This window comes from Streptomyces griseobrunneus (genome assembly GCF_046713465.1).
Classification (GTDB): Bacteria; Actinomycetota; Actinomycetes; order Streptomycetales; family Streptomycetaceae; genus Streptomyces; species Streptomyces microflavus.
On the sequence record NZ_CP177080.1, the window covers coordinates 3,799,826 to 3,823,986 of the forward strand.

A 24,161-nucleotide genomic window follows, 5' to 3' on the forward strand; every position below is an offset into this window, starting at 1 on the left:
GGACTCTTCTCATGAACGGCTTCTCGTGAACGCTGAGGCGCGGGGAACGGCCGGCGGGGCACCGGCGGCGGGCACCGGGGCCCAGGGTGGCCGCAGTGCCCAACTCAAACACACGGGTCTGCGCCCCGGCTGGACGACCGGTGCCTGCGCGACGGCGGCGACGACGGCCGCGTACACGGCACTGCTGACCGGCGACTTCCCGGACCCGGTGAGCATCACGCTGCCGAGGGGCCAGACACCGGCGTTCGCGCTGGCGGTGGAGGAACTGGGGCCCGGGCGGGCGAGCGCCGGGGTGGTGAAGGACGCGGGGGACGACCCGGACGTGACGCACGGGGCGCTGGTGAGGGCGACGGTACGGCGGCTGCCGCCGGGCTCCGGGGTGGTGTTCCGGGCGGGCCCGGGCGTGGGCACGGTGACACTGCCCGGCCTGCCCCTGGACGTGGGCCAGCCGGCGGTGAACCCGGTGCCGCGCCAGTTGATGCGCGAGCACGTGGAGCGGGTGGCGGCGGAGCACGGGGAGCCGGGGGACGTCGAGGTGACGGTCTCGGTGGACCACGGCGAGGAGATCGCCCGCTCCACGTGGAACGGCCGGCTGGGCATCCTGGGCGGCCTGTCGATCCTGGGCACGACGGGTGTGGTCGTCCCGTACTCCTGCTCGGCGTGGATCGACTCGATCCGCCGGGGCGTGGACGTGGCGAGGGCGGCGGGCCTGACACACGTGGCGGGCTGCACGGGTTCGACCTCGGAGAAGACGGTGGTCGCGGAGTACGGCCTGCCGGACATAGCCCTCCTGGACATGGGGGACTTCGCGGGCGCGGTCCTGAAGTACGTACGCCGCCACCCGGTCGCCCGCCTGACGATCTGCGGAGGCTTCGCGAAGCTCTCCAAACTGGCCGCAGGCCACCTGGACCTCCACTCGGCCCGCTCCCAGGTGGACAAACCCTTCCTGGCGGACCTGGCCAGGCAGGGCGGCGCGACCGAGGAGCTGGCGTCCCGGATCGCCACGGCCAACACAGGCCTGGAGGCGCTGCGCCTCTGCGAGGCGGCGGGGGTGCGCTTGGGCGACCTGGTGGCGTCCCGCGCCCGCGACGAGGCGTTGTCCGTGCTGCGCGGGGCCCCGGTGGAGGTGGACGTGATCTGCATCGACCGGGCGGGGGTGGTGGTGGGACGGGGGTGACTCACCACCACCCCCGCCACCCCGTCCGCGGGGGGGCGCCCGGATATCAAGCGCGGCCGAGTGAGCGAACGGTCCAGCCAGCCGCACGCCAGGCCTCGACATCGAGGGTGCCGCGACCGTCGATGACCTTGGCGTCTGCGATCCGCCGGGCGAGCTGCTCGGGGTCGACATGGCTGAACTCCGGCCACTCGGTCAGATGCAGCAGCAGATCGGCGCGGCGATGTCACCGTGGGTTCAAATTCCACACCCACCGCAGATGAATGGCCCCTGACCAGGTGGATCGGCCAGGGCCGTTCATCTTCGCGCTGGCCGGCGATCTCCGTGGTTCCCCGTCAGTTCCCGGCCGAACGGACATGACAAGGGCACGGGTACCACATGGACAGTAGCGGGAGTCCTTAGGATGCCGGGCGGGGCGGAGCTGTAGCGCAGAGGTTGTCGCGCGCGGTCTCCAAAATCGCGAGGACGCCGGTTCGAATCCGGCCGGTTCTGCCTTCTCGCCGTACCCGGCGTGGCTCTACAGCGCTTCGTCTCGGGCCAGGATCAGGCTGACCGAGCCCTCTTCGAGATTGATGCCGCCCTCAAGATGCTCGTGGTACCCGTCCCTGAGTCCGGGATCTGCGAGCCCCATGAGCCGCTCAGCCAAATCGCGCAATCCTGCGGCATTCGCCGCGACGGTGATCTCGGTCGCTGAGCCGTAAACCTTGATCCTGGGTTCATCCATTCGGTCACGTTACAGCGGGCCTTCACCAGCCATCCCAACCCACCCACTCACCCCGGCTCCCATCCCGGAGTCTGAGCGCTCCCGCCGGAGGCAGGAGCGCGGGCGCAGCCAGAGCCGGGAAGCGCGCCCAGCGGAGCGGAGCACAAGCAGGACAGCGCTGGAAGGCAGTCCGTGACCACCGACCCGAGTCAGGGCCGGAAACGTCAGCGCGGAGCGGGTGGAGAGGGCCAGGACTCGCGCCTCTTCCTCGTGCGGGAAGAGCGCTGCACCAAGAGCTCTCTCATTTACCCTACTTTCCTTGCCTGCGGGCGCGATTTACCTGCACAAACCTTGCCTCGACTGGCCTGGAGCGAGGCCGTGCAGGCACTTTCGAGTGCAAAAGTTGCCTACCACGTTGGCCGCTGGAGTTCGGCACCAGCGGCTCGCGCAGTCGGCAGGTCAAAGCCGGTCGAGCTGTCAGGCTCGCGCCAGGTATCTACGCAGTAGGGGCAACGCTTCCCCCAGAGGCCGTCGCCCGCAAGCACCTCAACGCGATCATTGCGCAACTTTGGCCCGGTGCCGTGATCTCCGACCGCTCCGCCTTCGCAGGTGGGCAGCCCGAGGAAGGCTGGCTGTTCATCCGCCACCCCGACCCGCAGCGTCGCGCAGATCTCGTGCTGCCGGGAGTGACCGTCACCGTCCAGGACGGTCCGGGTCCCCTCCCGGGGGACATGCCCATGCCCGAAGGCTTGCATCTGTCGGGTGTCGCCCGTGGACTCGTGGAGAACGTCACAGGCCGTGGCCGGCCACCTGTTGGACGGCCGTCACGCGCCGCCGGCACTCAGGCAGTCGAGGACCACATCGATGCGCTGGCCCGGACAGGCGGATCCGGAAAGATCAAGAACGTCCTTGCTGAAGTGGATCTCCTGAAAGGCAGCCTGGACGCCGGAGCTGTCGAGATCGTCCGTAGCCGCCTTGCGGAGCTGCTGGGTACCTTCGCCTCCACCGCTCCTGCCTCGTCACGGTTGCAGGCCCGCCTGGAAGGCGAGCCCTTCGATGCGCACAGGGTGGGGATGTTCGAGCGGCTCGCCGAAGGCTTGACCGCCATGCCCCCGCAACCAGCACCAGCCCTGGGCGGCTCCTCCCGGTGGGAGTGGCTGGCGTTCTTCGAGGCCTACTTCTCCAACTTCATCGAAGGCACCGAATTCGGAGTCGAGGAAGCCCGCAGCATCGCGGTCGATGGCAACATTCCCGCCGCACGGCCTCAAGACGCTCACGATGTCGCAGCGACATTCCGCATCCTGTCCGACCCCGCCCTCGCCGGCCGCAAGCCGATCTCCGGCAGCGACATGCTGGACCTGCTGAGAGAGCACCACCGCATCCTCATGGCCGCTCGGCCGGACAAACGTCCGGGGGAGTTCAAGGAGAAACAGAACTACGCCGGCGGGTACCAGTTCGTCGAACCAGCCCTGCTGATCGGCACCCTCAGGCGTGGCTTCGATGCCTTCGCTTCCGTGACCGATCCACTTCAACGGGCCGCAGCCATGATGTTCTTGATCACCGAATGCCACCCCTTCGACGACGGCAACGGTCGTGTGGCCCGCATCATTGCCAACGCCGAGCTCACGGCCACCGGACAGATTCGGCTCATCATCCCCACGGTGTACCGCAACAACTACCTCGCAGGACTGTCGTCCGTCAGCAACGAAGCCGGCCGCGGCGAGGCCTTCCTCTCCGTTCTCCGCTATGCCCAACGCTGGGTCACTGCGGTTGATTGGAGGAGCTTCGACCGGGCCCACGCCGATATCACCGAGTCGTACGGGTACAACGACCCAGCGTTGGCCGAATCCTCCGGCCTCCGTCTACGCCTGCCCGGCTCATAGACACAAGCCGGCAGCACCCGCCCCACTCCCGCCCCGCCGAATACAGATGGCGGTCCCGGAACTGGGCATCGCCGCCTGAGCCCCGCTGGCCCAGCAGCCCCCGCTACTGACCGCCAGTAGCCCCGGTAGCCCCGGAGGCGGCAGCGGCGAGCCGCCCCCGCCACCCGTCGGGATCCCGCCCGGCCTCGACGGCCTTCGCGGCCTCCTCGGCAAGGTCGACGCCAAGATCAGCGGCACGGCGCTCGGCCCACCGGGCCCAGGCGGCAGCCTGCTGACAGTCGGGACACTCGGTCTCCCCCGCCATGGCTCGGAAGACATGCTCGGTCCCGGGCCCCTGGCAGGTCACGAGGGGCGCCGGAACGTACGGAGGAAGAACAACGGGCGCGGCGGCCAACGGAGCCTCATCCCTCTCCTCCACACCATCCCGTACGGACAACGGCTGCTCCTCCACGGGCGCTTCGGGCATCTTCTTCACGAGCCGATGCCCCAGGAACCCCACAGCGGACCGAACTCCATCGGGTGGCAGGCCACTGCTCAGCACACGCCGAAGCTCCACACCCGACACCCCACGCCGCAACCACTCAACAGCCAGCCCAACAAGCTCACGCGCTTCAGCAACCCCCAGGCGCAGCTGCCGGTCGCAGTGCCGAAGAGACAACAACACCCGCTCAGCCTCAGCCTCTTCAGCCGACAACTCCACCAAAGCCACGCCCACGTGCGGGGGTTCGGTGGGTGGGCGGGATGAGTTCTTCTCCCGTTCTTCCTCTACCGGTAGTTGACCACCGACGGACCGAGGACCCGGCTGACCGACGGTCGGAAAGTGCGCACTCGGAGACGAGACCGCCCCCACACCGGCCTCACGCCACACACCAAGAGCATCAGCATCACTCAACGGCACACTGGAGAAGAGCTGATGGGTGACCCACAACCCCCGCTCCCCAGAAACCCGCCGCTCATGAACGAACCCATTCACGACCAACTGCCCCTTGGCCCGCTGAAAAGCACGCCCCTTGATACCCAGCTTCCGCCCATGCTCGGACAGCGCCAGATGGGTCTGCTCATCGGGCAACCCCTGCACGTACAACAGCAGGATCTTCGCGTCACTGCACAGACGCGGATGACGCACGACATCGTGCGAGGCCTTCGTGTAACGCCGAACAGGCGCGATAGCATGCCAAAGCATCCCGGTGGACCTCTATCTCCACTAGTTGGGTGAAGGCCCTCGGTTCGGTGCTGTGAACACCTCCGGGGGCCGCCCCATGCACACAAGGGTGCACACAGAGCGTGATGACACGATGACGGTACCGCAGCGCTGAAGTGCCTTGAGGACAATCCGCCGAACGGGCGGGCAGACCAACGCAGATCAACCCGTAAGGGTGTCAGGCCATGGCATGTTGACGGACCAATAGGCGAGTGAGGCTCCCCCCAGCTGGCGGGAGCACCGGCGAGAACCTCCGGGCCGCCCCCTCCCGGTCAGCTCAAGGCCTTCTCGATGGCGTCGAAGATGTCGGCGTCGGTTTCCTGCTGCCAGGCGGGCAGGTCGGCCCAGTCCGCCACGTAACCCGGCTTCGGGTCGTCGAAGTGCTTGAACATCTGGGCGGTCCAACAGATCGCGACGAAGCGCCCACGCTGCTCACGTGACAACCGGGACGCGCGCCCTCCACTGACCTCAACGAACTGACGCACCTGCTCGTAGACGGCCCCCGCCGCTTCGCGCTCCCACTGCGGGGTGTCGTCCCACGGAGTGACGTAACCGGCTTTCGGCTCACCGGGGAAGTGCTGGTGGACCCCCGCGATCCAGGCTTCCCGGAACAGTCGTGCACCCTCGGTATGCGACATGCCATCCCCTTCTCGTCACGGCGTGCTCAGCGTGGCGATCTCCGCCCCCAGTTCCGCCAGGCGGTGGTCACGGCGCAAGGGACCGAACTCGTCGCACAAGCCTTGGAGTCTACGGGCGACGTACCCCGATCCTGAGGCGCGAGCCAGGCTGATCGCCTCTTTGCCGTACGCGACAACCTGGTCAGCATCACGCCGCTTCGCCCCGATCGCCGCCATGTCCGTCAGCACCGCACCCCGCCGGCGGTAGGACTGCCCCGGCGCCAGGGCCGTCTGCGCCAGCGCACGCTCCAGGGCCTCCTCCGCCAGGTCGAGACGGCCGAGCTGTACATAACGCGACCCCCGTTCCTCCGCCAGCCGCGCGCCGTCGAACCGGAGCCATCCGCCGTCGACGCTGTCCGCACTCAGGTCGCGGACAGCCTCCGCGCGCTCCATCGCGTGCTCGCACGCGTCCAGGTCACCGAGCGCCGCGTATGCCTCAGCCTGCACCGACGCGACCCATTGACGGGTCGAGAGGTTCCTGTCGCCCCGGCCCGCCAGGCGCTCGGCCGCACCGAGCATCTGCGCCGCATAGCGATAGCGGCGCTCGGACATGTCGACGTACGCATGCCGGACCAACGCGCACGCCCACAGGTCGTACGCCTGCGCGTCCTTGCTGACCGAGGCCGCGAGAGCGTACGAAGCGGAGGCATCGGCGTATCGGTTCGCATCGAACGCCACCTCCCCGGCCAACTGAAACAGGTCCGCCGCCGCATTCAACAGGGGGCGGGGGCTGCCACGATGACCGGCCAAGGCCTCATTCAGCGTGGCCAGCTGGTCGCGTACGACCGGATAGACGGCCCGCTTGGAACGGGACAGTTGGTAGACCTTCCCGCTGGGCCGCGTCCTGGCCGGCGCCAACCGTCACGACTCGCCGCTGCTCGCCCCGACCCTGGACTTGCTGGACGGCCTCGGCCCGCTCCCCGACGAGGTCACCGTGCACCTGGATGCCGGCTACGACTCCAACAAGACCCGCGCCCTCCTCGACGAACGCGGCCTGCACGGCCGCATCGCGCACAAGGGTGAGAAAGCGCCGGTCCAGGCAAGTCGGAGGTGGCACGTGGAGAGAACCCACGCCTGGCAGAACGCCTTCCACCGTCTCGCCCGCTGCTACGAGCGCCGGGCCACCGTCATCGACGCCTTCTTCGACCTGGCCGACACCGTCATCACCGTACGAAGCCTGATCCGTCGGGCATGGACGACCCACCGCTGGGACGAACGCCCCAACCGCCGCCCATGACCACACGCCTACCTGCGCGACCTCTTACTTCGCCTGATTGTCTGCCAGGAAGCCGGTGATCCGGTGGTTCGTCCGCGCGGGCAAAGCGGTGGGCATGGCGAAGTGGGTGAGTTCGGCGAGGATCTCGATCTGGGAGTCCGGTACGGCCTTGCGGGCCCGGGCTGCGACGTTCGCGGCGTCGTGGGTGCCACTGCGGCCTGCGAGAAGGACCAGGAGCGGGACGCTCAGCGCCGTGGGGTCCGGGCGGCGACCGACGACCAGCTTCCGGTGCGTGAAGCCCGAGACCGCCAAGGCATAGAGCCACTTCCAGCCCAGGTCGGTGTCGGTCCCCGCGGTCTCACGGTCCAGATAGGCGCGCGCACGGGATTCCGTCGGGCGCAACAGTATCGGCAGCGAGCGCAGCAGGAAACTCGGGCGGAAGCCGGCGAAGCACTGGGTCGGGTCGAGCAGTACCAGGCGGTCGACCCGCCGTGCGGCGTGCAGGGCGTAGGTCAGAGCGATCCAGCCGCCGTAGGAGTGGCCCAGCAGGTGCGTGCGGGACACGGTGAGGCCGTCGAGCAGCGCGTCCAACCAGACCATCAGGTCGGTGGTGGTGCGCAGCGGGCGCCCGCTGGGGATGCTGCGTCCGGCATCGCCGAGGATGTCGACGGCCAGCACCCGGTGGTGCGTGCCGAGTATCGGGGCATTGGCGAACCAGACCGCGCCGGTGGAGCCGCCGCCGTGCAGAAGGAGGACCGGGGTGGCGTCAGCAGGGCCGTAGGCGTGGACACGGGTGGTGCCGTACGGGGTGGGAACGTCGATCTCGGTGGTACCGGTGGGCCAGCGGGCGAGGAGTGCGTCGTAGGCGGCGAAGAACTCTTGGGATGAGGACACGGTGAACCTCCCGGGGAATCGTCTCGTTGACCTAGTATCTCGCTGGGCGAGATACTAGCCCGGTGAGTGATGACATCAACCCCGCGATGCGGCTGGTCCACCTGCTGCGCGCGGTGACCGTGGAATTCGACCTGCGCGGCGCCGAGTTCGCCGCGCGAAACGGCCTGCACCCGACCGATCTGCGAGCCCTCATCCACCTGCTTGACGCTGACCGGGCGGGCACCGACGTCACCCCGGGACGACTCGGTACGGCGCTGCGGCTCAACTCGGCCGGCACCACTGCCCTGCTCGACCGGCTGGAGCGCCTGGGACTCGTCCGCCGTAGGCGCGATGAAAACGACCGACGACGCGTCGTGCTGACGGTGGAACAGGAAGCCGCGGAGCTGGGTCAGTCCTTCTTCGGCCCGCTCATCGCCAATCTGGTCGAGGCAGCCAAGGACTTCACCCCGGGCGAACTGGACATCGTTCAAAGCTACTTGACCGCTGCCCTTCAAGCAGCCGCTCCCGGCCGCGACGCGTCGACATCGCTGAACTGGTGAGGGGATCCGGACCCGCGCCTCTTCCTCACTCGGAAAAGGGTCGTGCTGACCGGTGCCTCGCCGTCTCGCCCCGGGTCGTGGACGGTATCGCCGTACACGACGTCGAACCCGTGCTCGTCCAACAACTTCTTCCATACCGACACTCCCAGGACCCACCGCTGCACCGTGCCGGGGCGGCCGTCAGGCATGCGGGCCGGGATGTCGGCGGGCCGGCACTCCGTCTCGGGTGGCGCGCCCGTTCGGTAGTGGGCAAGTGTCGAGAACACCAGGGTGCCGCCAGGGCGGAGGGCCACCGCGGCGGACGGGAGCAAGGTCTGTGGGTCGCTGAAGTCGAGTGCGCCGAAGGTGCTGTAGACGACGTCGAGGCTGGACGGGTGGTCCCGGAGGTATGCGGCAGCGTCATCGTGGACGAAGTCCAGGCCGGGCACATCTTCGTAGAGGTCACGGCCACTGCTGTGCTGCGCGGTGGAGCTGTCGATCGCGATGACGCGCGCCGCTTTCAACTCAGTTGCTACATAAGCAGCCTGGTGGCCTGCTCCGGCGCCCAGCTCCGCGACGGTACGACCGGCGAGGTCCCCCAGCAGTTCGGCCCCAGGGCCGATCCGCTGGTACCAGTCCCAGCGGAGGCGGCTGAGGGAGCGACGTCCGCGCGAGGAAGCTCCGTAGTGCTGCCAGCGATCGGGCCCAGCAGTCGGGGAAGCTGAGGTCACAGCGACATCCTGGCCCACCCATGGTGATCGGCACGAAGGTCTCGCCGTATTCACCCCCTACGCGGCCAGACCTGCCTCACGGGCGGCGAAAGAGCCCAGGGGTTCCCATCGGGCACAACCGGGTGAGGAGATCGCCATGTGACCGTAAGACTTCCCGCGTAATGTTCAATCGCGTTCTGTACCTATTACGGAAGGGTCCGCATGGACGCCGAAGTCGTACGTTCATGGGTGGAAGGCTGGGTCGTCTCACGCGGAGCCGCGCCGCCGGTGTCCGAGCCCTGGGGCTTCACCATCGACGTCGGGCTGAGTGGCCACGTCACCCGGCACGTGGTGACGGATGCTGACGAGTCGCTGGTCCGCAAACTGACGGAGACGGTCACCGTCCCGGGCACCTGGCTCAAGATCTTCTTGCCGCCGCAGACTGTTGCCTCGTGGGCAGCGCCCGGCTGGCGCCTCGCTGACGACGGTTTCCTGATGTCGACACCGCTGCGCACGAACGCCGCAGTGGCCCCCGACGGCTACCAGGTGCGCACTTGGGCGCGGGGCGGGGTCACGCGGGTGCTCGTGGTGACGGAGGACGGTGCGTTCGCTGCCCGTGGTCAGATCGCTCTGCCCGGTCCTGGGCGCACCGCCGTCTTCGACCAGATCGAGACTTCGTCGGCCCACCGTCGCAGGGGGCTTGGCAGCCTCGTCATGCGGACGCTGGAGAACGCCGCTGTTGCCTCGGGCTCCTCGTCTGCTGTGCTGGCCGGGACGGTTGATGGCCGGGCACTGTACGAGTTCCTGGGGTGGCGCACCCTCGGCCCGATGACCAGCGTGGTCCGCGAAGCTCCGCCGCAGGGGCAGGGGCAGGGGATCTGAGCGGGCGTTCGTAGGCCGGTGTCTCCTTCCGAGTGAGCTGGAGCGTCACCAACCACCCCCTCTCAGGCCTTCAGCACCCGCCCCGCTCCCGCCCCACCGCATACAGGTGGCTGTCCCGGAACTGCTCTGCCCCCAGCGTCCGCCCCACCATGATGACCGCCGTCCTGATCACCCCCGCCGCCTTCACCTGCTCCGCGATCGAGTCCAACGTCCCCCGCAACACGATCTCGTCCGGGCGCGACGCCATCGCCACCACCGCCGCCGGGCAGTCCGCCCCGTAGTGCGGGAGCAGCTCCTCCACCACCCGGTCCACGTACCGGGCCGCCAGGTGCAGCACGATCAGGGCGCCGCTGCGGCCCAGCGTGGCCAGGTCCTCGCCGTCCGGCATCGCCGTGGCGCGCTGCGCGATGCGGGTCAGGATCACCGTCTGGCCGACCGTCGGGACCGTCAGCTCGCGCTTCAGGGCCGCGGCCGCCGCCGCGAACGCGGGGACGCCGGGGACGACTTCGTACGGGATCCCCGCCTCGTCCAGGCGCTTCATCTGCTCGTTCACCGCGCTGAACACCGACGGGTCGCCCGAGTGCAGCCGCGCCACGTCGTGGCCGTCCGCGTGGGCCCGTACGAGCTCCTCGGTGATCTGCTCGATGTCCAGGTTCGCCGTGTCGATCAGGCGGGCGCCCTCCGGGCACTCCGCCAGCAGCTCCACCGGGACCAGGCTGCCCGCGTACAGGCAGACCGGGCTGGCTGCGAGCAGGCGCGCGCCGCGCACCGTGATCAGGTCGGCCGCGCCCGGGCCCGCGCCGATGAAGTACACCGTCATGTTCGATCTCCTGAGACTGGGACTGGGGATTTGCCTACCGACCACTGCGTCACCGGCATTGCCTGGCGCCAGCCCGTGAACCCGCCCACCGGGACCGCGTGCGCGACCGCGAGCCGGGTCAGCTCGCCGCCGTACGCCCGGTACCACTCGCCCAGCAGCGCCTCCGACTCCAGCGTCACCGTGTTCGCGACCAGCCGGCCCCCCGGCCGCAGCGCCTCCCAGCACGCGTCGAGCAGGCCCGGTGCCGTCAGGCCGCCGCCGATGAACACCGCGTCGGGAGAAGGCAGTTCTGAGAGAGAAGAAGGGGCCGGGCCCGTGACGACCTTCAGGGCGGGGACCCCCAGGCGTTCCGCGTTACGGGTGATCCGCTCGGCCCGCACCGGGTCCCTCTCCACGCTCACCGCCCGGCACGTCGGGTGCGTCCGCATCCACTCGATCGCGATCGAGCCCGATCCGCCGCCCACGTCCCACAGCAGCTCTCCGGGCGCGGGCGCCAAGGCCCCGAGCGTGGCCGCCCTGATGTGGCGCTTGGTGAGCTGGCCGTCGTGCTCGTACGCCTCGTCCGGCAGGCCCGGTACGGCGCCGAGGCGTAGTGCGTCCTGCGACGCCCGGCAGTCGATCGCGATGACGTTCAGGCGGTCACCGGGCGCGTGCGCCCAGCTCTCCGCGACGCCGTCCACGTACGCCTCCGCCTCACTGCCCAGCTGTTCGAGGACGCGCATGCGGCTCGGGCCGAAGCCGTGGGCCGTGAGCAGGGCCGCCACCGTCGCGGGCGTCGACGCGTCCGCGCTCAGGACCAGCAGCCTCCGGCCCTCGTGGAGGGAGACGGCCAGCCGTGCCGCCGGGCGGCCCACCAGCGTCACGACCTCCGTGTCCTCCAGGGGCCAGCCGAGCCGCGCGCAGGCGTACGAGACCGAGGACGGGTGCGGGAGGACGTGCAGGGACTCCGGGCCCAGCTCCTCCGCGAGCGCGCGCCCGATCCCGTAGAACATCGGGTCTCCGCTCGCCAGCACCGCGATCCGGCGCGCCCGGTGCTCGGCCAGCAGCCGGGGTACGCCGGGGCGCAGCGGCGATGGCCAGCTCACCCGTAGTCCGGCGCACTCCGGCGGGAGCAGGTCCAGCTGGCGCGCCCCTCCGATCAGCACCTCCGCCTCCCGCAGCGCCTCCCGCGCCCCGCCGGACAGCCCGGACCAGCCGTCCGCGCCGATCCCCACGACGGAGACGGGGTGCGCGGGAGGAGCGGGAGGGGTGGCAGACACGGTCGGGACCTCGTTCAGCTGCGGAGGAGGCGGGTGGACGCAACGTTGCCGAACTTTACTGAACGTCCCGTTCCGACCCCTCCAGAGGGTGAATCCCGACGCCGGCGGGTGAATCCCGAAAAGAAGCCGCGCGTCATGTCGAGAACTCCGCCCCGGCCCCGACGTCCCCTGTGTAAGCGGAAGAGAAGAACGAAGAGCGAGCTATCAGGAGGCGACGGTCATGAAGTATCTGGTGATGGTCCAGGGCAGCCAGACGGACTACGAGGCTCAGTCCGGCAAGGGATCCCCCCACAGTCCGGCCTGGGACGAGAAGGCCATGCAGGAGATGTTCGCCTACATGGGCAGCATCAACGACGACCTCGCCGAATCGGGTGAGCTGGTGACCGGGTACGGGCTGCGGGCACCCGCTGAGGGGCGGGCCGTCAGCCTCGACGCCGAGGGGCGTCCGGTGATCTCGGACGGGCCGTACAGCGAGACGAAGGAACTCCTCGCCGGGTTCTGGGTGCTCGACTGCGAGAGCCTGGAAAGGGTGACCGAGATCGCCGCCCGGGTGGCACGCTGTCCGCAGCCCGCCGGGGCGCCCGACTACCCGGTGCTCATCCGGCCCGTCGACGGCGGGCTCGACGACTAGCAGGAGCCGAGAGGGCCTGAGTGGACCGTACGAACAACGACGACATCGAGGACCTGCTGCGCCTCCACGCGCCGCAGGTCCTCGGCGCGCTCGTCCGCCGCTACGGGCACTTCGACCCGGCCGAGGACGCCGTCCAGGAGGCCCTGATCGCGGCCGCCGGGCAGTGGCCGGAGGACGGAGTTCCGGAGAACCCGCGCGGCTGGCTGATCCGGGTCGCGTCCCGCCGTCTCACCGACCGGCTGCGCAGCGACACCGCGCGCCGGCGGCGGGAGGAGACCGCGGCGGCCCTCACCCCGGCGGACGCGTTCGTCGCCCCGCCGCCCGGGGAAGGCCCCTCCGGGCCGGGCCGGGCGCCCTCCGAGGACGACACGCTCACCCTGCTCTTCCTCTGCTGCCACCCCGTGCTCTCCCCCGCCGCCCAGATCGCGCTCACCCTGCGGGCGGTCGGCGGGCTCACCACGGCGGAGATCGCCCGCGCCCATCTGGTGCCGGAGGCGACGATGGCGCAGCGGATCAGCCGGGCCAAGCGGGCGGTGAGCGGTACGGAGTTCCGGCGGCCGGAGCCGGAGGACCGCGACCGGCGGCTGGCGGCCGTCCTCCAGGTCCTCTACCTGATCTTCAACGAGGGGTACACCGCCACCGCGGGCCCCGAACTGCACCGCACCGGCCTGGCCCGCGAGGCGATCCGGCTGACCCGTTCCGTACGCCGGCTCCTGCCCCACGAAGGGCGCGTGACCGGGCTGCTGGCGCTCATGGTCCTCACCGAGGCGCGCACTCCGGCGCGCACCGGGCGGGACGGTGAGTTGATCCCGCTCGACGAACAGGACCGCGCGCTCTGGGACCGTACGGCCATCGCGGAGGGCAGCGCGCTCGCCGAGGAGGCGCTCAGCCAGGGGCCGGCCGGGGACTACCAGCTCCAGGCCGCCATCGCCGCCCTGCACGACGAGGCCGGGCGCGCCGAGGACACCGACTGGCCGCAGATCCTGGCCCTGTACGAGCTCCTCGTGCACCGCACCCCCGACCCCGCCGCCGCCCTGGGCCGCGCGGTCGCGGTGGCCATGGCGCACGGGCCGCGGGCGGGGCTCACGGCGGTCGACGCACTGGCCGGGCCGGCGGCGGGGCGCCCCGGCGCGGGCGCCCGCGCGGAACCCTCGGCGGGTCACTACCGCCTCGACGCCGTACGCGCCCATCTCCTGGAACGCGCCGGGGAGCGGGACGCCGCCCGGGCTGCCTACCGTGCGGCCGCAGACGGCACGCTCAGCGAACCCGAGGCCCGGTACCTGCGGGCGCGGGCGGAGCGGTTGGACCCGTAGCCGGTACGGGAAACTGCGGGCGTGGGCGGCCCGGTCGGTCCCGTAAGCAGGCCGTACCTGCGCAGGAACACCCACGGCGATGACCCGGGCACGCTGCGCTACCTCCTTCAGCCGAAGCCGGAGGGCCCATCTGCGCGGCTCCGGAGGGGCCATCGGCGCGGCTGGAGTCGCCGTCGGCGCCCGGCCTCGGGATCATCGAAAGTATGACCAAGAGTGACAACGGCAGTAACGGCACCGGCAAGAACGACCTCACTCTGCGGATCGCGCAGCGGCCGGAGGCGGACGAACTCCTCGCCCGCAGCCCGCTGGCCGCACTCGTCGGCATGCTGCTGGACCAACAGGTCCCGATGGAGTGGGCGTTCACGGGCCCGTACACGCTGGCGGAGCGGATGGGTTCGGACGACCTGGACGCGGGGAAGATCGCCGCCTACGACCCCGATGCCTTCACCTCCCTCTTCACCACCAAACCGGCCCTCCACCGCTACCCCGGCTCCATGGCCCAGCGGGTCCAGCAGCTGTGCCAGTACCTGGTCGCGGAGTACGAGGGGGACGCGAGCGCGGTGTGGCGGGACGCCGGCACCGGGGAGGAGCTGCTGCTACGGCTGAACGCCCTGCCGGGTTTCGGTACCCAGAAGGCCCAGATCTTCCTGGCGCTGCTCGGCAAGCAGTTCGGCGTACGTCCCACGGGGTGGCGGTCGGCGGCGGGGGCGTACGGCGAGGACGGGTCGCGGCGGTCGGTCGCCGACATCACCGGGCCGGAGTCGCTCACGGAGGTGCGCGCGTACAAGCAGGAGGCAAAGGCGGCGGCGAAAGCAGCGAAGGCGGCCAAGACGGCGAAAGCGGCCAAGGGCTCCTCCAAGGGGTGACCGGAATGCACAGCTCAGCGCAGAGCCGGACAGAACAGTCGGCGGAAACGATCAAAAGCAGCCACTGCTGTTCCCAGGGGCCACCCCACTCGCTAGCTTTCGCAGCACATTCGTTCACACGTCCAGAACGTCTTGACCGGAAGGACTCTTGTGCACGCAACACGTCGCAGAGCCATGGCAGTTGTGGCCGCCACCGCTCTGGCCACGCCGCTCCTCCTGGGCGCCGCCCCGCAGCACGGGCACTCGCACGGGTCCGGCCCCTCGAAAGAGGCGGCCAAGCTGTCCCGGGAGCTGGTGAAGAACGCGTCCGCGCGTGACGCCTACCGTCATCTCCAGCAGTTCCAGGCGATAGCCGACTCGGCCGGTGGTCACCGCGCGGCGGGATCGCTCGGCCACGACGCCTCGGCGGCGTACGTCTACCGGCAGCTCCAGCGGGCCGGATACCAGGTCTCCTACGAGAGCTTCCGCTTCTCCTACACGGAGACCCTGGCCGAAAAGCTCGCCGTGGTGTCGCCGACGTCCCGCGATGTGACGATCAAGGCGATGACCTTCACTCCGTCGACCAGGGTGGGCGGCCTGACGGCGGGACTCGTCGCCGTCCCCGTCGACGACACGTCCGGCTGCGAGGCGTCCGACTACACCTCCGCCAACTTCACCGGCAAGATCGCGCTGATCAAGCGCGGCGGCTGCCCCTTCGCCGACAAGCAGGCGGCGGCAGCGACGGCCGGAGCGGCCGGAGCGGTCATCTACAACAACACCGAGGGCCTCCTGTCCGGCACGCTCGGCGACGCCACGGCCGGCAGGATCCCCACCGGCGGCATCACCCAGGAGGAGGGCGCGGAACTCGTCGCCGACCTGGCCGCCGGCGAGGTCACGGTCTCCTTCGAGATCCGCCAGCTCCAGGAGGAGCGCACCACCCGCAACGTCATAGCCGAGACGCGCGGCGGCAACGCGGCGAAGACCGTGGTACTCGGCGCCCACCTCGACTCCGTCACCGAGGGCCCCGGCATCAACGACAACGGCTCGGGCACCGCCGGACTGCTCGAAGTGGCCCTGGAACTCGCCAAGTCGAAGAGCAAGCCCGCCAACAAGGTCCGGTTCGCCTGGTGGTCGGCCGAGGAGAACGGCCTGCTCGGCTCGGAGGCGTACGTCGCCGGGCTCTCCGAGAAGCAGCGCCAGCAGATCAAGCTCTACCTGAACTTCGACATGATCGCCTCGCCCAACGGCGTCCAGTTCGTCTACGACGGCGACGACTCCGACGGGGTCGGCGCGGGCCCGGGCCCTGAGGGATCGGCCCAGCTGGAGCGCGACATCAACACGTTCCTCGACGGCAAGCGCAAGAAGCACGAGGGCACGGACTTCACCGGCCGCTCGGACTACGGCCCGTTCATCGAGGTCGGCATCCCCTCCGGCGGTACGTTCACTGGCGCCGAAGGCTTCAAGACGGCGGCGCAGGCCAAGACCTACGGCGGGCAGGCGGGCATGGCCTACGACCCGTGCTACCACGCGGCCTGCGACGACCTGGACAACATCGACATGCGGCACTTCGACGTCAACATCGACGTGATCGCCAACGCCGTCGGCACGTACGCCCACGACCTGCGCTCACTGACCCGTCCGGTCACCCCGGCTCCCAGCACCGGCACGCCGGGCAGCGGCGGCGGTCTGCATGACGGTCACGGCCACGAGGTCACGGAGTAGGGCCTACGTCATGGATTAGGGCCCATCTCCTGGAGTAGGACACAGCGCGGCCCCGCAGGAGCAATCTCCTGCGGGGCCGTCGTGGTCCAGGACCGGACCTTGCCCGGTGCTTGCCGAACGGCGGACATCGCTTCACAGGTCACAGACCGGTGATGTCCCGCGCCCTCTTCAGCACGGAGCCGAGCGTGTCCACAGCGGCACCGTGCCGCTTCGCGCGCTCCGCGACGTCCGCCGGCACCAGACGCTCGGCGGTCCGCACGGCATGGGCGTCCGGGTCTCCGTAGGCGGTCTGCGGGCTCTCTCCCGTATCCGCGCAGTGCGTCGTGACTTCCTTGACCGCCTGGAGCACCACGGCCCGGTCCACGCCCGGCTGCATGGCCAGCCGTACCTGGAAGCGCGCCATCCACTTCTCGCGGGCCTTCTCCCCCGCCGCGTCCGCCGTCCGGTCCTTCCTTGCCACGCGCCCTCCCGGGGTGGTCGACACTGCCGTCCGTCAGGAGGTCAGACGCCTGAGTAAGGGAAAAGGTTCACGGGCAGGAAGCCGATGCCGGGGAACCGCGATCCGCACACCGCAGGCGAAGATCAGGCACCACCCCGCCTGCGGCGTGCCCCACTCGCACGAGCGAACCCCTGTCCCGGTATCCAGCGCTATGCGGCGCTCTACGTCCTTTGCCGGGGCACCGCGATGGGGTTCCCTGGCTGCGCCCGGAGCCCCTTGCCCGGTAGGCTTTCCGTGTGATCTTCAAGCGCATCGGAAATGGGAAGCCATACCCCGACCACGGCCGGGAAAGCACCCGACAGTGGGCGGATGTCGCGCCGCGTCCGGTTCGCCTGGACCAGCTCGTGACCACCAAGGGCCAGCTGGACCTGGAGACCCTCCTCGCCGAGGACTCCACGTTCTACGGCGACCTGTTCGCCCACGTCGTGAAGTGGCAGGGCGATCTGTACCTGGAGGACGGGCTGCACCGGGCGGTCCGGGCCGCGCTCCAGCAGCGTCAGGTGCTGCACGCGCGCGTCCTCGACCTGGGCTGACGCCGCCACACCCCGGCACGCCCCCGGCGCGCGCACCACCCCCACGACGCCTTACCACCCCCATGACGGCCGCACGCGAATTCGGGCCTTTCGGGTGCTTTCGCGCTCATCCGGGTGCCATACGTTGATCATTTAGTACGCATCATCACCGGGTCGCACTACGCTGCCTCCATGAGCATGCTCACTCCCCCCGGCATGGGCGGAAAGTACCGCATCACGGGCGACACCTACCCCCGCATGCGCCGCCCCCGGCACCGCCGCAGAATCGTCCTCGCGGGCGTCTCGGCCGTGGTGGCCCTCGGCCTGGCCGGCTGGGGAACACTGCAGCTCATCGACGTCTTCACGGGCGGCGACAAGAGCGCCAGCGCGGCCGGCCACACCCGCGACTGCCCCACGCCGAAGCCGGTGGTCCCCACCAAGGCGCTGCCCAAGCCGGCCGGCATCAAGGTCAACGTCTACAACGCGACGACGCGCAGCGGGCTCGCCAAGACCGCCGCGGAGGAGCTGAAGAAGCGCGGGTTCACCATCGGGGAGGTCGGCAACGCCCCGAAGGAGTACGACAAGAAGGTCCCCGGCCCCGCTGTGCTGCTCGGCGCCCCGACCGCGGCGGACGGCAGCTTCACCGTGCTGGGCACGCAGCTGCCGGGCACGGTGCGGAAGACCGACACCCGCAAGACGGCGGAGGTCGATCTGATCCTCGGCGCGAAGTTCAAGGCGTTCAGCACCCCGGCGGAGGCGACCGCCGCCATGACGGCCCTCACCAAGCCCTCCCCGGCCCCGTCCGCCTCCTGCTCGACGACGAAGAGCGGCTGAGCGGCCCGCACCACGGACGCAGACGCAGACGCACCGGTGCCCCTCCCGCAACGTACAAGCGGGAGGGGCACCGTCCTGTTCCTGAACCGTTCCTGCGACCGTCCGGCAGGCTGCGACCATCCAGCCGACCGCGACCGTCCGGCTGCTAGTCCGCCGTGCCGTACATCCGGTCACCGGCGTCGCCGAGGCCCGGCACAATGTAGCCGTTCTCGTTGAGCCGCTCGTCGACGGAGGCGGTGACGACGGTGACGGGGGCGCCCGCCAGCTCGCGCTCCATCACCTCGACGCCCTCGGGCGCCGCGAGGAGCACGACGGCGGTTACATCGTCGGCGCCGCGCTTGATCAGCTCGCGGATGGCCGCGACGAGGGTGCCGCCGGTGGCCAGCATCGGGTCGAGAACGTAGACCTGGCGGCCGGAGAGGTCCTCGGGCATCCGGGTCGCGTACGTCTCCGCCTGAAGCGTCTCCTCGTTGCGGATCATGCCGAGGAAGCCCACTTCGGCGGTGGGCAGCAGGCGCACCATGCCGTCCAGCATGCCGAGACCTGCGCGCAGGATCGGGACGACGAGGGGGCGGGGGTACGACAGCTTGACCCCCGTCGTGGGCGTCACCGGGGTCTCGATGTCGACCTGCTCGGTGCGCACATCCCGGGTGGCCTCGTAGGCGAGAAGGGTGACCAGCTCGTCGGCGAGGCGCCGGAAGGTCGGGGAGTCGGTGCGCTTGTCGCGCAGCGTGGTCAGTTTGTGCGCCACCAGCGGGTGGTCGACGACGTGGATCCGCATGCGTCAACAGTAACCGCGCCTTCCGGCACTCTGCGCTGGCATCAACCACCTGTTCGGGGGGAAGGTGGGGGCATACGGACCCAGCGTTGGGGTGGTGTGTCGATGGCGGACGGGGAACAGCGGCGGAACCCGGTCTCACGCGGAGTGAGCGACGCGCGCGAACCGCGCGACACGACGGGTGAGGCCGCGGACGCGCAGGAGAGTGACGCGGCCCGCCGCCGGAGGCGCGCCCAGTTCCTCCGTGAGCTCCACGAGGCCAAGCAGCTGCGCGACCGGGTCCAGCCGCGCAGGGCCCGTGCCGCCCGTATGCGGCAACAGATGCGGATGCGCACGTTCCGTTGGTGAAGCCGTCCCGTACCACCGGCGCGCTCCCCCTCTGATCGGGTCCGTCAGGGAGACGTCCGACCAGGCACTCCTGGAACTGATGGCCGACGCAACGGTCGAAGAGGTCTCGCCCGGCGCTTGTTTCTGCCACGATGCCGATTGGGCGGGGCTCAGGACAGACGGATCGCCGTCTGCCCTCCCGTCGGACCGATTCGCCTATGACCAGTGGGAGAGTCACGGTGTACTTCGCCGCACTGCTCGCGCGCACCGAAGACGGGTGGGAAGCGAGCGATACAGAGCTCGACGATGTGGAGACCCTGTCCGACCTGACGGATCTGGCCCAGGAGGCCTCGGTGGACGAGGACACGGTCCTGGTCTACATCGAGCAGGAGGACGCCTGGTTCGGCATCCTCCGGGTGGACGGTGAGGAGGACCCCCGTATCTACGTCTCGGACGCGTCCGCCGCCGCCCGCTCCTCGTACGGGGAGATCCTGCTCACCGACGAACTGCTCGGCCGGGAACCAGGGGCCGAGGACGAGATCGCCGCGCTGGAAGAGCTCGTCGACCTCGACGGCACGGAGGACGGCGACCCGGACGAGGCGGCCCGGCCGGCCTCCCCGGCCGGAACCACCGCCGACCGGCAAGCCCATCCCCCTTCTCATCCCGACTCCGATTCCGACCCCGATGCCGACTCCGATCCGGACGCCGTGCCGGCGGGCCCGATCGGCGAGCTGGGCATCCTCGCCGACTTCGGGGTCTCCGAGAAGGACCTGCTGACGCTGCGAACCGACGCGCTGACGGAGATCGCCGACGCGCTGGGAGCGGCCGAGGTGCTGGAGGCCGTCCGCTAGGAGGTCTCCGGCCCCGACCGGGTCCATTTCCGTCCCCTCCTCGTCCGTTTCCTTCCCCTCCCCGTCCGTTAAGGTCCGCGGGTGACCGCACGACCGCCCGACCCCTCACCCCGGCCCGTCCCGGATCCCGTACGCGTACCCGAGCCCGACCCCGTACGCGATCCGTGGCAGGCCCCGATGCGCCGCGCCCTGGCCGAGGCCGAGCGGGCGGCGTCGGCCGGCGACGTCCCGGTCGGCGCCGTCGTGCTCGGCCCCGACGGCACCGAGCTCGCCGCCGCCCACAACGAGCGCGAAGCCACCGGCGACCCGACCGCCCACGCCGAGATCCTGGCCCTGCGCCGGGCGGCCGAGGCCCACGGCGAGTGGCGCCTGACCGGCTGCACGCTGGTGGTCACCCTGGAGCCCTGCACGATGTGCGCGGGCGCCCTGGTCCAGTCCCGGGTGGCCCGGGTCGTCTACGGAGCCCGCGACGAGAAGGCGGGCGCGGCCGGCTCCCTCTGGGACGTCATCCGCGACCGCCGCCTGAACCACCGCCCGGAGGTGGTCGCCGGCGTCCTGGAGGACGACTGCGCGACCCAGCTGACGGCGTTCTTCCGCACGCTCTGACCTGGCACGGCGCCGCCTCCGAGAACCGATTTCTGTGCACGCCCCGGGATGGTCTAAGCTCTCTCTCGGTAGCGTGTCCGAGCGGCCGAAGGAGCTCGCCTCGAAAGCGAGTGTGGCGTAACCCGTCACCGTGGGTTCAAATCCCACCGCTACCGCTTCTGACACCCCCTTGATCTGCGGAGACGCGGTTAAGGGGGTGTTCTGCGTTCGGGACAGCTCGCCGCGGGCCTTCGTGCACCCGCGAGAAGTCGGCGCGAGAAGTCAGGTCGGGGGAAGCGGCGTCGGGGGGACAAGCCGCTTCCCCCGATGAGAACAGGCTCCTGGTCGGCCGCCGCGGTCAGGGGGGAAGTCGCGCGGCGGTGACCCCACGGAGAGGCCTGTTCCGGCCCTCCGGTTCCTGCCGGGTCCGGGGGCTCGGGATCCATCCTGCCGTGGGGCAGAAGCCGCATCGGCGGGCAAAGGGCCTTGATGGGCGGGCCCTAGGTCCTTAAAGGGCGTATCAGTGATCGGGAGCAGCCACTGGATACGGCCATACGTGCGGATACAATCTGCCGATCGCACGCGAGGTCCGGGCGGGGTCTACGGGGAGGCAAGGGCAGTGGCGCAAGCGAGGAAGATCGCGCTCTACATAGTGGTGGTCTTCGTGCTGTACACGATCATCACCTCGCCCGAACGGGCCGCCGACCTCGTAGGGGTAGGGTTCGAAGGCGTTTCCAGCGCCGCTCAGGGCGTCGGCGACTTCATGACCGAACTGGTGAAGTAGCGAAGCAGTAGGGGTACCGATGATCCGCCACCTGGTCCTGTTCAAGCTGAACGAAGGCGTCGAGCGGGACGATCCGCGGGTCGTCGCCGGGGACCGCGCCTTCCGGGAGCTGGCGGGGCAGGTTCCGGAGCTGGAGTTCTGGGAGTGCGCCTGGAACATCACCGACCGGCCGATCGCGTACGACTACGCCATCAACTCCGCCGTCGCGGACGAGGACGCCCTCAAGCGCTACATCGAGCACCCGGCCCACCAGGCCGCCGCGGGCCAGTGGCGCGAATTCGCCACTTGGGTGATCGCGGACTACCCCTTCTGAATCCTTCCCGCATGCCAATGCGGGACCGGCTCCACCCGACCCCTCGCCTTCCGGCGGGGGGTTTCTTCGTACCTTTTAAACCCTTATGACCTCAACACGGCACTTTGCGGTGCTTGCACACAGTGGACATGTCTTGTGATGCTATGACCGCTTTTGACGGATGAGTTGACCGTAGTTGACCGCGAAGGGGTGGCGTCACCGTGCCGGCCAGTACAGCGCCTCAAGTGCCTCCCCAGTCCGTCCAGCCGTCCCCGGCCGCCTCCGCGGCGCCCCCGGCCGCGCTCCAGACCGTCCGGGCGGCCCCCTCCGAGGAGATCCAGACCGAGACCCCGGACCCCACCACCCCGCCCGCCAGAACCCGCGGGGCGGACACCAGGGCCCTCACCCAGGTGCTCTTCGGTCAGCTCAAGGACCTGGAGCCCGGCACCCCGGAACACGGCCGCGTCCGGGCCGCACTCATCGAGGCGAACCTCCCCCTCGTCCGGTACGCCGCCGCCCGCTTCCGCAGCCGCAACGAGCCGATGGAGGACGTCGTCCAGGTCGGCACCATCGGCCTGATCAACGCCATCGACCGCTTCGACCCGGAACGCGGCGTCCAGTTCCCCACGTTCGCGATGCCCACCGTCGTCGGCGAGATCAAGCGCTACTTCCGCGACAACGTGCGCACCGTCCACGTCCCCCGCCGGCTGCACGAGCTCTGGGTCCAGGTCACCGGCGCCACCGAGGACCTGACGACCGCTCACGGGCGCTCCCCCACCACCGCCGAGATCGCCGAGCGGCTGAAGATCTCCGAGGACGAGGTGCTCGCCTGCATCGAGGCGGGGCGCTCGTACCACGCCACCTCCCTGGAGGCGGCGCAGGAGGGCGACGGGCTGCCCGGGCTGCTCGACCGGCTCGGCTACGAGGACCCCGCGCTCGCCGGAGTCGAGCACCGCGACCTCGTACGCCACCTCCTCGTCCAGCTCCCCGAGCGCGAGCAGCGCATCCTTCTCCTGCGCTACTACAGCAACTTGACCCAGTCTCAGATCAGCGCCGAACTAGGTGTCTCCCAGATGCATGTGTCAAGGCTTCTGGCCAGAAGTTTCGCCCGACTGAGGTCCGCAAACAGGATCGAGGCGTAACCGGAACGGGTAGACCCTCCAGAGACCGGTTCTGACGGCATAAAAGCCCTACACCCCCTGTTTCCAGGGCGGATTCAGCGCTGACTTGTCGACATGTCACTACAGCGTGTTGCCGACATGTGACATTCTGCTCGAAGCGCGTTTGCCGCAGCCCCGCCTCCGGTATTCAGGTGGAGGCTGCGTTCCTCCGATGGTCGCGGCCACCGCGACCGTCCGCGACCTCAAGGGGGTGGCATGTCCGCAGAACAGGGCAGCTCGAAGGTGCTCACGCTCACGAAGAGCGTGCCGGCACCCGCCGTGCTCACCAGCTCGCCGGAAGCCATCGACACCCGCACTCTGTCCCGCTCCCTGTTCCTGCGGCTCGCCGCGCTCGGCCCCGCTTCGGGTCCCGAGGGAACGGACAGTCCGGAGCGGACCTATGTGCGGGACACGCTCATCGAGCTCAACCTCCCGCTGGTGCGTTACGCAGCGGCGCGGTTCCGCAGCCGTAACGAACCGATGGAGGACATCGTCCAGGTCGGCACGATCGGCCTGATCAAGGCGATCGACCGGTTCGACTGCGAACGGGGCGTGGAGTTCCCGACGTTCGCGATGCCGACCGTCGTCGGGGAGATCAAACGCTTCTTCCGCGACACCTCCTGGTCCGTACGGGTGCCCCGGCGCCTCCAGGAGCTGCGGCTCGCGCTGACGAAGACCAGCGACGAGCTGGCCCAGAAGCTCGACCGCTCCCCGACCGTGCCGGAGCTCGCGAAGGCCCTCGGGGTCTCCGAGGAGGACGTGGTCGACGGTCTCGCCGTCGGCAACGCGTACACCGCCTCCTCGCTCGACTCCCCCTCGCCCGAGGACGACGGCGGCGAGGGCTCCCTCGCCGACCGCCTCGGGTACGAGGACGCGGCCCTGGAGGGCGTCGAGTACCGCGAGTCGCTGAAGCCCCTGCTGGCCAAACTCGCCCCGCGCGAGCGCCAGATCATCATGCTGCGGTTCTTCGCCAACATGACCCAGTCGCAGATCGGCGAGGAGGTCGGCATCTCCCAGATGCACGTCTCCCGGCTGCTCACCCGCACCCTCGCCCAGCTCAGGGAAGGGCTCATCTCCGACTGAGGCCCGGC

Annotated in this window: 26 protein-coding genes, 2 tRNA genes and 2 pseudogenes; 20 read left to right on the plus strand and 10 right to left on the minus strand. The window is 69.9% G+C overall.

What is annotated here, in order from left to right; genetic code table 11:
- The first annotated feature begins 25 nt into the window (after window positions 1-25).
- Window positions 26-1,177, plus strand: a complete 1,152-nt coding sequence (locus ACK8N7_RS17325) for a cobalt-precorrin-5B (C(1))-methyltransferase (protein WP_500443096.1) — start codon at window positions 26-28, stop codon at window positions 1,175-1,177.
- A gap of 414 nt (window positions 1,178-1,591) precedes the next feature.
- Window positions 1,592-1,666: transfer RNA gene (locus ACK8N7_RS17330), tRNA-Trp, on the plus strand.
- A gap of 25 nt (window positions 1,667-1,691) precedes the next feature.
- Here the strand turns inward: ACK8N7_RS17330 and ACK8N7_RS17335 are convergent.
- Window positions 1,692-1,898 (minus strand): Imm32 family immunity protein, encoded by a 207-nt coding sequence (locus ACK8N7_RS17335; protein WP_360924671.1) that lies wholly within the window; start codon window positions 1,896-1,898, stop codon window positions 1,692-1,694.
- Window positions 1,899-2,458: 560 nt separating this feature from the next.
- Between ACK8N7_RS17335 and ACK8N7_RS17340 the strand changes: the two genes are divergently transcribed.
- Window positions 2,459-3,760, plus strand: a complete 1,302-nt coding sequence (locus ACK8N7_RS17340; protein WP_500443098.1) for a Fic family protein — start codon at window positions 2,459-2,461, stop codon at window positions 3,758-3,760.
- 103 nt (window positions 3,761-3,863) lie between these two features.
- Here ACK8N7_RS17340 and ACK8N7_RS17345 read toward each other — a convergent pair whose 3' ends face one another.
- The 3 genes and pseudogenes from ACK8N7_RS17345 to ACK8N7_RS17355 all read right to left on the minus strand — a co-directional run.
- Entirely contained in the window at window positions 3,864-4,943 is a 1,080-nt protein-coding gene (locus ACK8N7_RS17345) for a hypothetical protein (protein WP_500443100.1), read from the minus strand.
- A 290-nt stretch (window positions 4,944-5,233) separates the two neighbouring features.
- Window positions 5,234-5,599 (minus strand): hypothetical protein, encoded by a 366-nt coding sequence (locus tag ACK8N7_RS17350; protein ID WP_403213919.1) that lies wholly within the window; start codon window positions 5,597-5,599, stop codon window positions 5,234-5,236.
- Window positions 5,600-5,614: 15 nt separating this feature from the next.
- Window positions 5,615-6,466 (minus strand): annotated as a pseudogene (locus ACK8N7_RS17355) (NsdA family TPR-like regulatory protein); the annotation flags it as partial.
- 1 nt (window position 6,467) lies between these two features.
- Between ACK8N7_RS17355 and ACK8N7_RS17360 the strand changes: the two are divergent.
- Window positions 6,468-6,875 (plus strand): annotated as a pseudogene (locus ACK8N7_RS17360) (transposase); the annotation flags it as partial.
- A gap of 24 nt (window positions 6,876-6,899) precedes the next feature.
- Here ACK8N7_RS17360 and ACK8N7_RS17365 read toward each other — a convergent pair.
- Window positions 6,900-7,748 carry an alpha/beta fold hydrolase gene (locus ACK8N7_RS17365; protein WP_403213913.1) on the minus strand — a complete coding sequence of 283 codons (849 nt, stop codon included), beginning with the start codon at window positions 7,746-7,748 and terminating at the stop codon, window positions 6,900-6,902.
- Window positions 7,749-7,834: 86 nt separating this feature from the next.
- Here ACK8N7_RS17365 and ACK8N7_RS17370 point away from each other — a divergent pair, with 86 nt between their 5' ends.
- On the plus strand, window positions 7,835-8,287 hold the full coding sequence (locus tag ACK8N7_RS17370) for a MarR family transcriptional regulator (RefSeq protein ID WP_500445769.1): 453 nt from the start codon (window positions 7,835-7,837) through the stop codon (window positions 8,285-8,287).
- On the opposite strand, the gene ACK8N7_RS17375 is transcribed toward ACK8N7_RS17370, so the two are convergent.
- Entirely contained in the window at window positions 8,239-8,997 is a 759-nt protein-coding gene (locus tag ACK8N7_RS17375; protein WP_500443102.1) for a class I SAM-dependent methyltransferase, read from the minus strand. The two genes, ACK8N7_RS17370 and ACK8N7_RS17375, sit on opposite strands and share 49 nt — an antisense overlap.
- Window positions 8,998-9,198: 201 nt before the next feature.
- Between ACK8N7_RS17375 and ACK8N7_RS17380 the strand changes: the two genes are divergently transcribed.
- Entirely contained in the window at window positions 9,199-9,858 is a 660-nt protein-coding gene (locus tag ACK8N7_RS17380) for a GNAT family N-acetyltransferase (RefSeq protein ID WP_403213909.1), read from the plus strand.
- Between the two features lie 70 nt (window positions 9,859-9,928).
- Here ACK8N7_RS17380 and cobM read toward each other — a convergent pair whose 3' ends face one another.
- Window positions 9,929-10,678: a precorrin-4 C(11)-methyltransferase gene (gene cobM, locus ACK8N7_RS17385; RefSeq protein ID WP_403213907.1), complete on the minus strand. Its 750-nt coding sequence runs from the start codon at window positions 10,676-10,678 to the stop codon at window positions 9,929-9,931.
- Window positions 10,675-11,937, minus strand: coding sequence for a precorrin-6y C5,15-methyltransferase (decarboxylating) subunit CbiE (gene cbiE / locus ACK8N7_RS17390; protein WP_500443104.1), 1,263 nt, complete (start codon window positions 11,935-11,937; stop codon window positions 10,675-10,677). The genes cobM and cbiE overlap by 4 nt, the downstream gene beginning before the upstream one ends.
- Window positions 11,938-12,157: 220 nt before the next feature.
- Between cbiE and ACK8N7_RS17395 the strand changes: the two genes are divergently transcribed.
- From ACK8N7_RS17395 to ACK8N7_RS17410, 4 genes are all read left to right on the plus strand, one after another.
- Entirely contained in the window at window positions 12,158-12,568 is a 411-nt protein-coding gene (locus ACK8N7_RS17395) for a YciI family protein (protein WP_403213903.1), read from the plus strand.
- Window positions 12,569-12,588: 20 nt separating this feature from the next.
- The gene (locus ACK8N7_RS17400) at window positions 12,589-13,881 is read left to right on the plus strand and encodes an RNA polymerase sigma factor (RefSeq protein ID WP_500443106.1); all 1,293 of its coding nucleotides are present in this window, start codon (window positions 12,589-12,591) and stop codon (window positions 13,879-13,881) included.
- Between the two features lie 203 nt (window positions 13,882-14,084).
- Complete coding sequence (locus ACK8N7_RS17405; RefSeq protein WP_403213899.1) at window positions 14,085-14,747, plus strand: HhH-GPD-type base excision DNA repair protein; 663 nt, start codon at window positions 14,085-14,087, stop codon at window positions 14,745-14,747.
- 174 nt (window positions 14,748-14,921) lie between these two features.
- Window positions 14,922-16,448 (plus strand): M28 family metallopeptidase, encoded by a 1,527-nt coding sequence (locus ACK8N7_RS17410; protein ID WP_500443108.1) that lies wholly within the window; start codon window positions 14,922-14,924, stop codon window positions 16,446-16,448.
- A 139-nt stretch (window positions 16,449-16,587) separates the two neighbouring features.
- Here ACK8N7_RS17410 and ACK8N7_RS17415 read toward each other — a convergent pair whose 3' ends face one another.
- Window positions 16,588-16,908, minus strand: a complete 321-nt coding sequence (locus tag ACK8N7_RS17415; RefSeq protein WP_403213895.1) for a hypothetical protein — start codon at window positions 16,906-16,908, stop codon at window positions 16,588-16,590.
- 275 nt (window positions 16,909-17,183) lie between these two features.
- On the opposite strand from ACK8N7_RS17415, the gene ACK8N7_RS17420 reads away from it, so the two are divergent.
- Both ACK8N7_RS17420 and ACK8N7_RS17425 read left to right on the plus strand, forming a co-directional pair.
- Entirely contained in the window at window positions 17,184-17,480 is a 297-nt protein-coding gene (locus ACK8N7_RS17420; protein ID WP_003967677.1) for a type II toxin-antitoxin system VapB family antitoxin, read from the plus strand.
- A gap of 195 nt (window positions 17,481-17,675) precedes the next feature.
- On the plus strand, window positions 17,676-18,293 hold the full coding sequence (locus ACK8N7_RS17425) for a LytR C-terminal domain-containing protein (protein ID WP_403213941.1): 618 nt from the start codon (window positions 17,676-17,678) through the stop codon (window positions 18,291-18,293).
- 145 nt (window positions 18,294-18,438) lie between these two features.
- Here the strand turns inward: ACK8N7_RS17425 and upp are convergent, their stop codons facing one another.
- Window positions 18,439-19,074 carry a uracil phosphoribosyltransferase gene (gene upp / locus ACK8N7_RS17430; protein WP_403213893.1) on the minus strand — a complete coding sequence of 212 codons (636 nt, stop codon included), beginning with the start codon at window positions 19,072-19,074 and terminating at the stop codon, window positions 18,439-18,441.
- 102 nt (window positions 19,075-19,176) lie between these two features.
- Here upp and ACK8N7_RS17435 point away from each other — a divergent pair, with 102 nt between their 5' ends.
- The 8 genes from ACK8N7_RS17435 to ACK8N7_RS17470 all read left to right on the plus strand — a co-directional run bounded on the left by ACK8N7_RS17435 (window position 19,177) and on the right by ACK8N7_RS17470 (window position 24,153).
- Window positions 19,177-19,419, plus strand: coding sequence for a hypothetical protein (locus ACK8N7_RS17435; RefSeq protein WP_267065521.1), 243 nt, complete (start codon window positions 19,177-19,179; stop codon window positions 19,417-19,419).
- A gap of 218 nt (window positions 19,420-19,637) precedes the next feature.
- The gene (locus ACK8N7_RS17440; RefSeq protein ID WP_403213939.1) at window positions 19,638-20,249 is read left to right on the plus strand and encodes a tRNA adenosine deaminase-associated protein; all 612 of its coding nucleotides are present in this window, start codon (window positions 19,638-19,640) and stop codon (window positions 20,247-20,249) included.
- A 177-nt stretch (window positions 20,250-20,426) separates the two neighbouring features.
- The gene (gene tadA / locus ACK8N7_RS17445; RefSeq protein WP_500445772.1) at window positions 20,427-20,855 is read left to right on the plus strand and encodes a tRNA adenosine(34) deaminase TadA; all 429 of its coding nucleotides are present in this window, start codon (window positions 20,427-20,429) and stop codon (window positions 20,853-20,855) included.
- 67 nt (window positions 20,856-20,922) lie between these two features.
- A tRNA-Ser gene (locus ACK8N7_RS17450) sits at window positions 20,923-21,010 on the plus strand.
- A gap of 443 nt (window positions 21,011-21,453) precedes the next feature.
- Entirely contained in the window at window positions 21,454-21,618 is a 165-nt protein-coding gene (locus tag ACK8N7_RS17455) for a hypothetical protein (RefSeq protein WP_015610042.1), read from the plus strand.
- 19 nt (window positions 21,619-21,637) lie between these two features.
- Window positions 21,638-21,931, plus strand: a complete 294-nt coding sequence (locus ACK8N7_RS17460; RefSeq protein WP_015610041.1) for a Dabb family protein — start codon at window positions 21,638-21,640, stop codon at window positions 21,929-21,931.
- A 224-nt stretch (window positions 21,932-22,155) separates the two neighbouring features.
- Window positions 22,156-23,052 carry an RNA polymerase sigma factor SigF gene (locus ACK8N7_RS17465; RefSeq protein WP_031122637.1) on the plus strand — a complete coding sequence of 299 codons (897 nt, stop codon included), beginning with the start codon at window positions 22,156-22,158 and terminating at the stop codon, window positions 23,050-23,052.
- Window positions 23,053-23,286: 234 nt separating this feature from the next.
- Entirely contained in the window at window positions 23,287-24,153 is an 867-nt protein-coding gene (locus tag ACK8N7_RS17470; RefSeq protein ID WP_015610039.1) for an RNA polymerase sigma factor SigF, read from the plus strand.
- The last annotated feature ends 8 nt before the right edge of the window (window positions 24,154-24,161 follow it).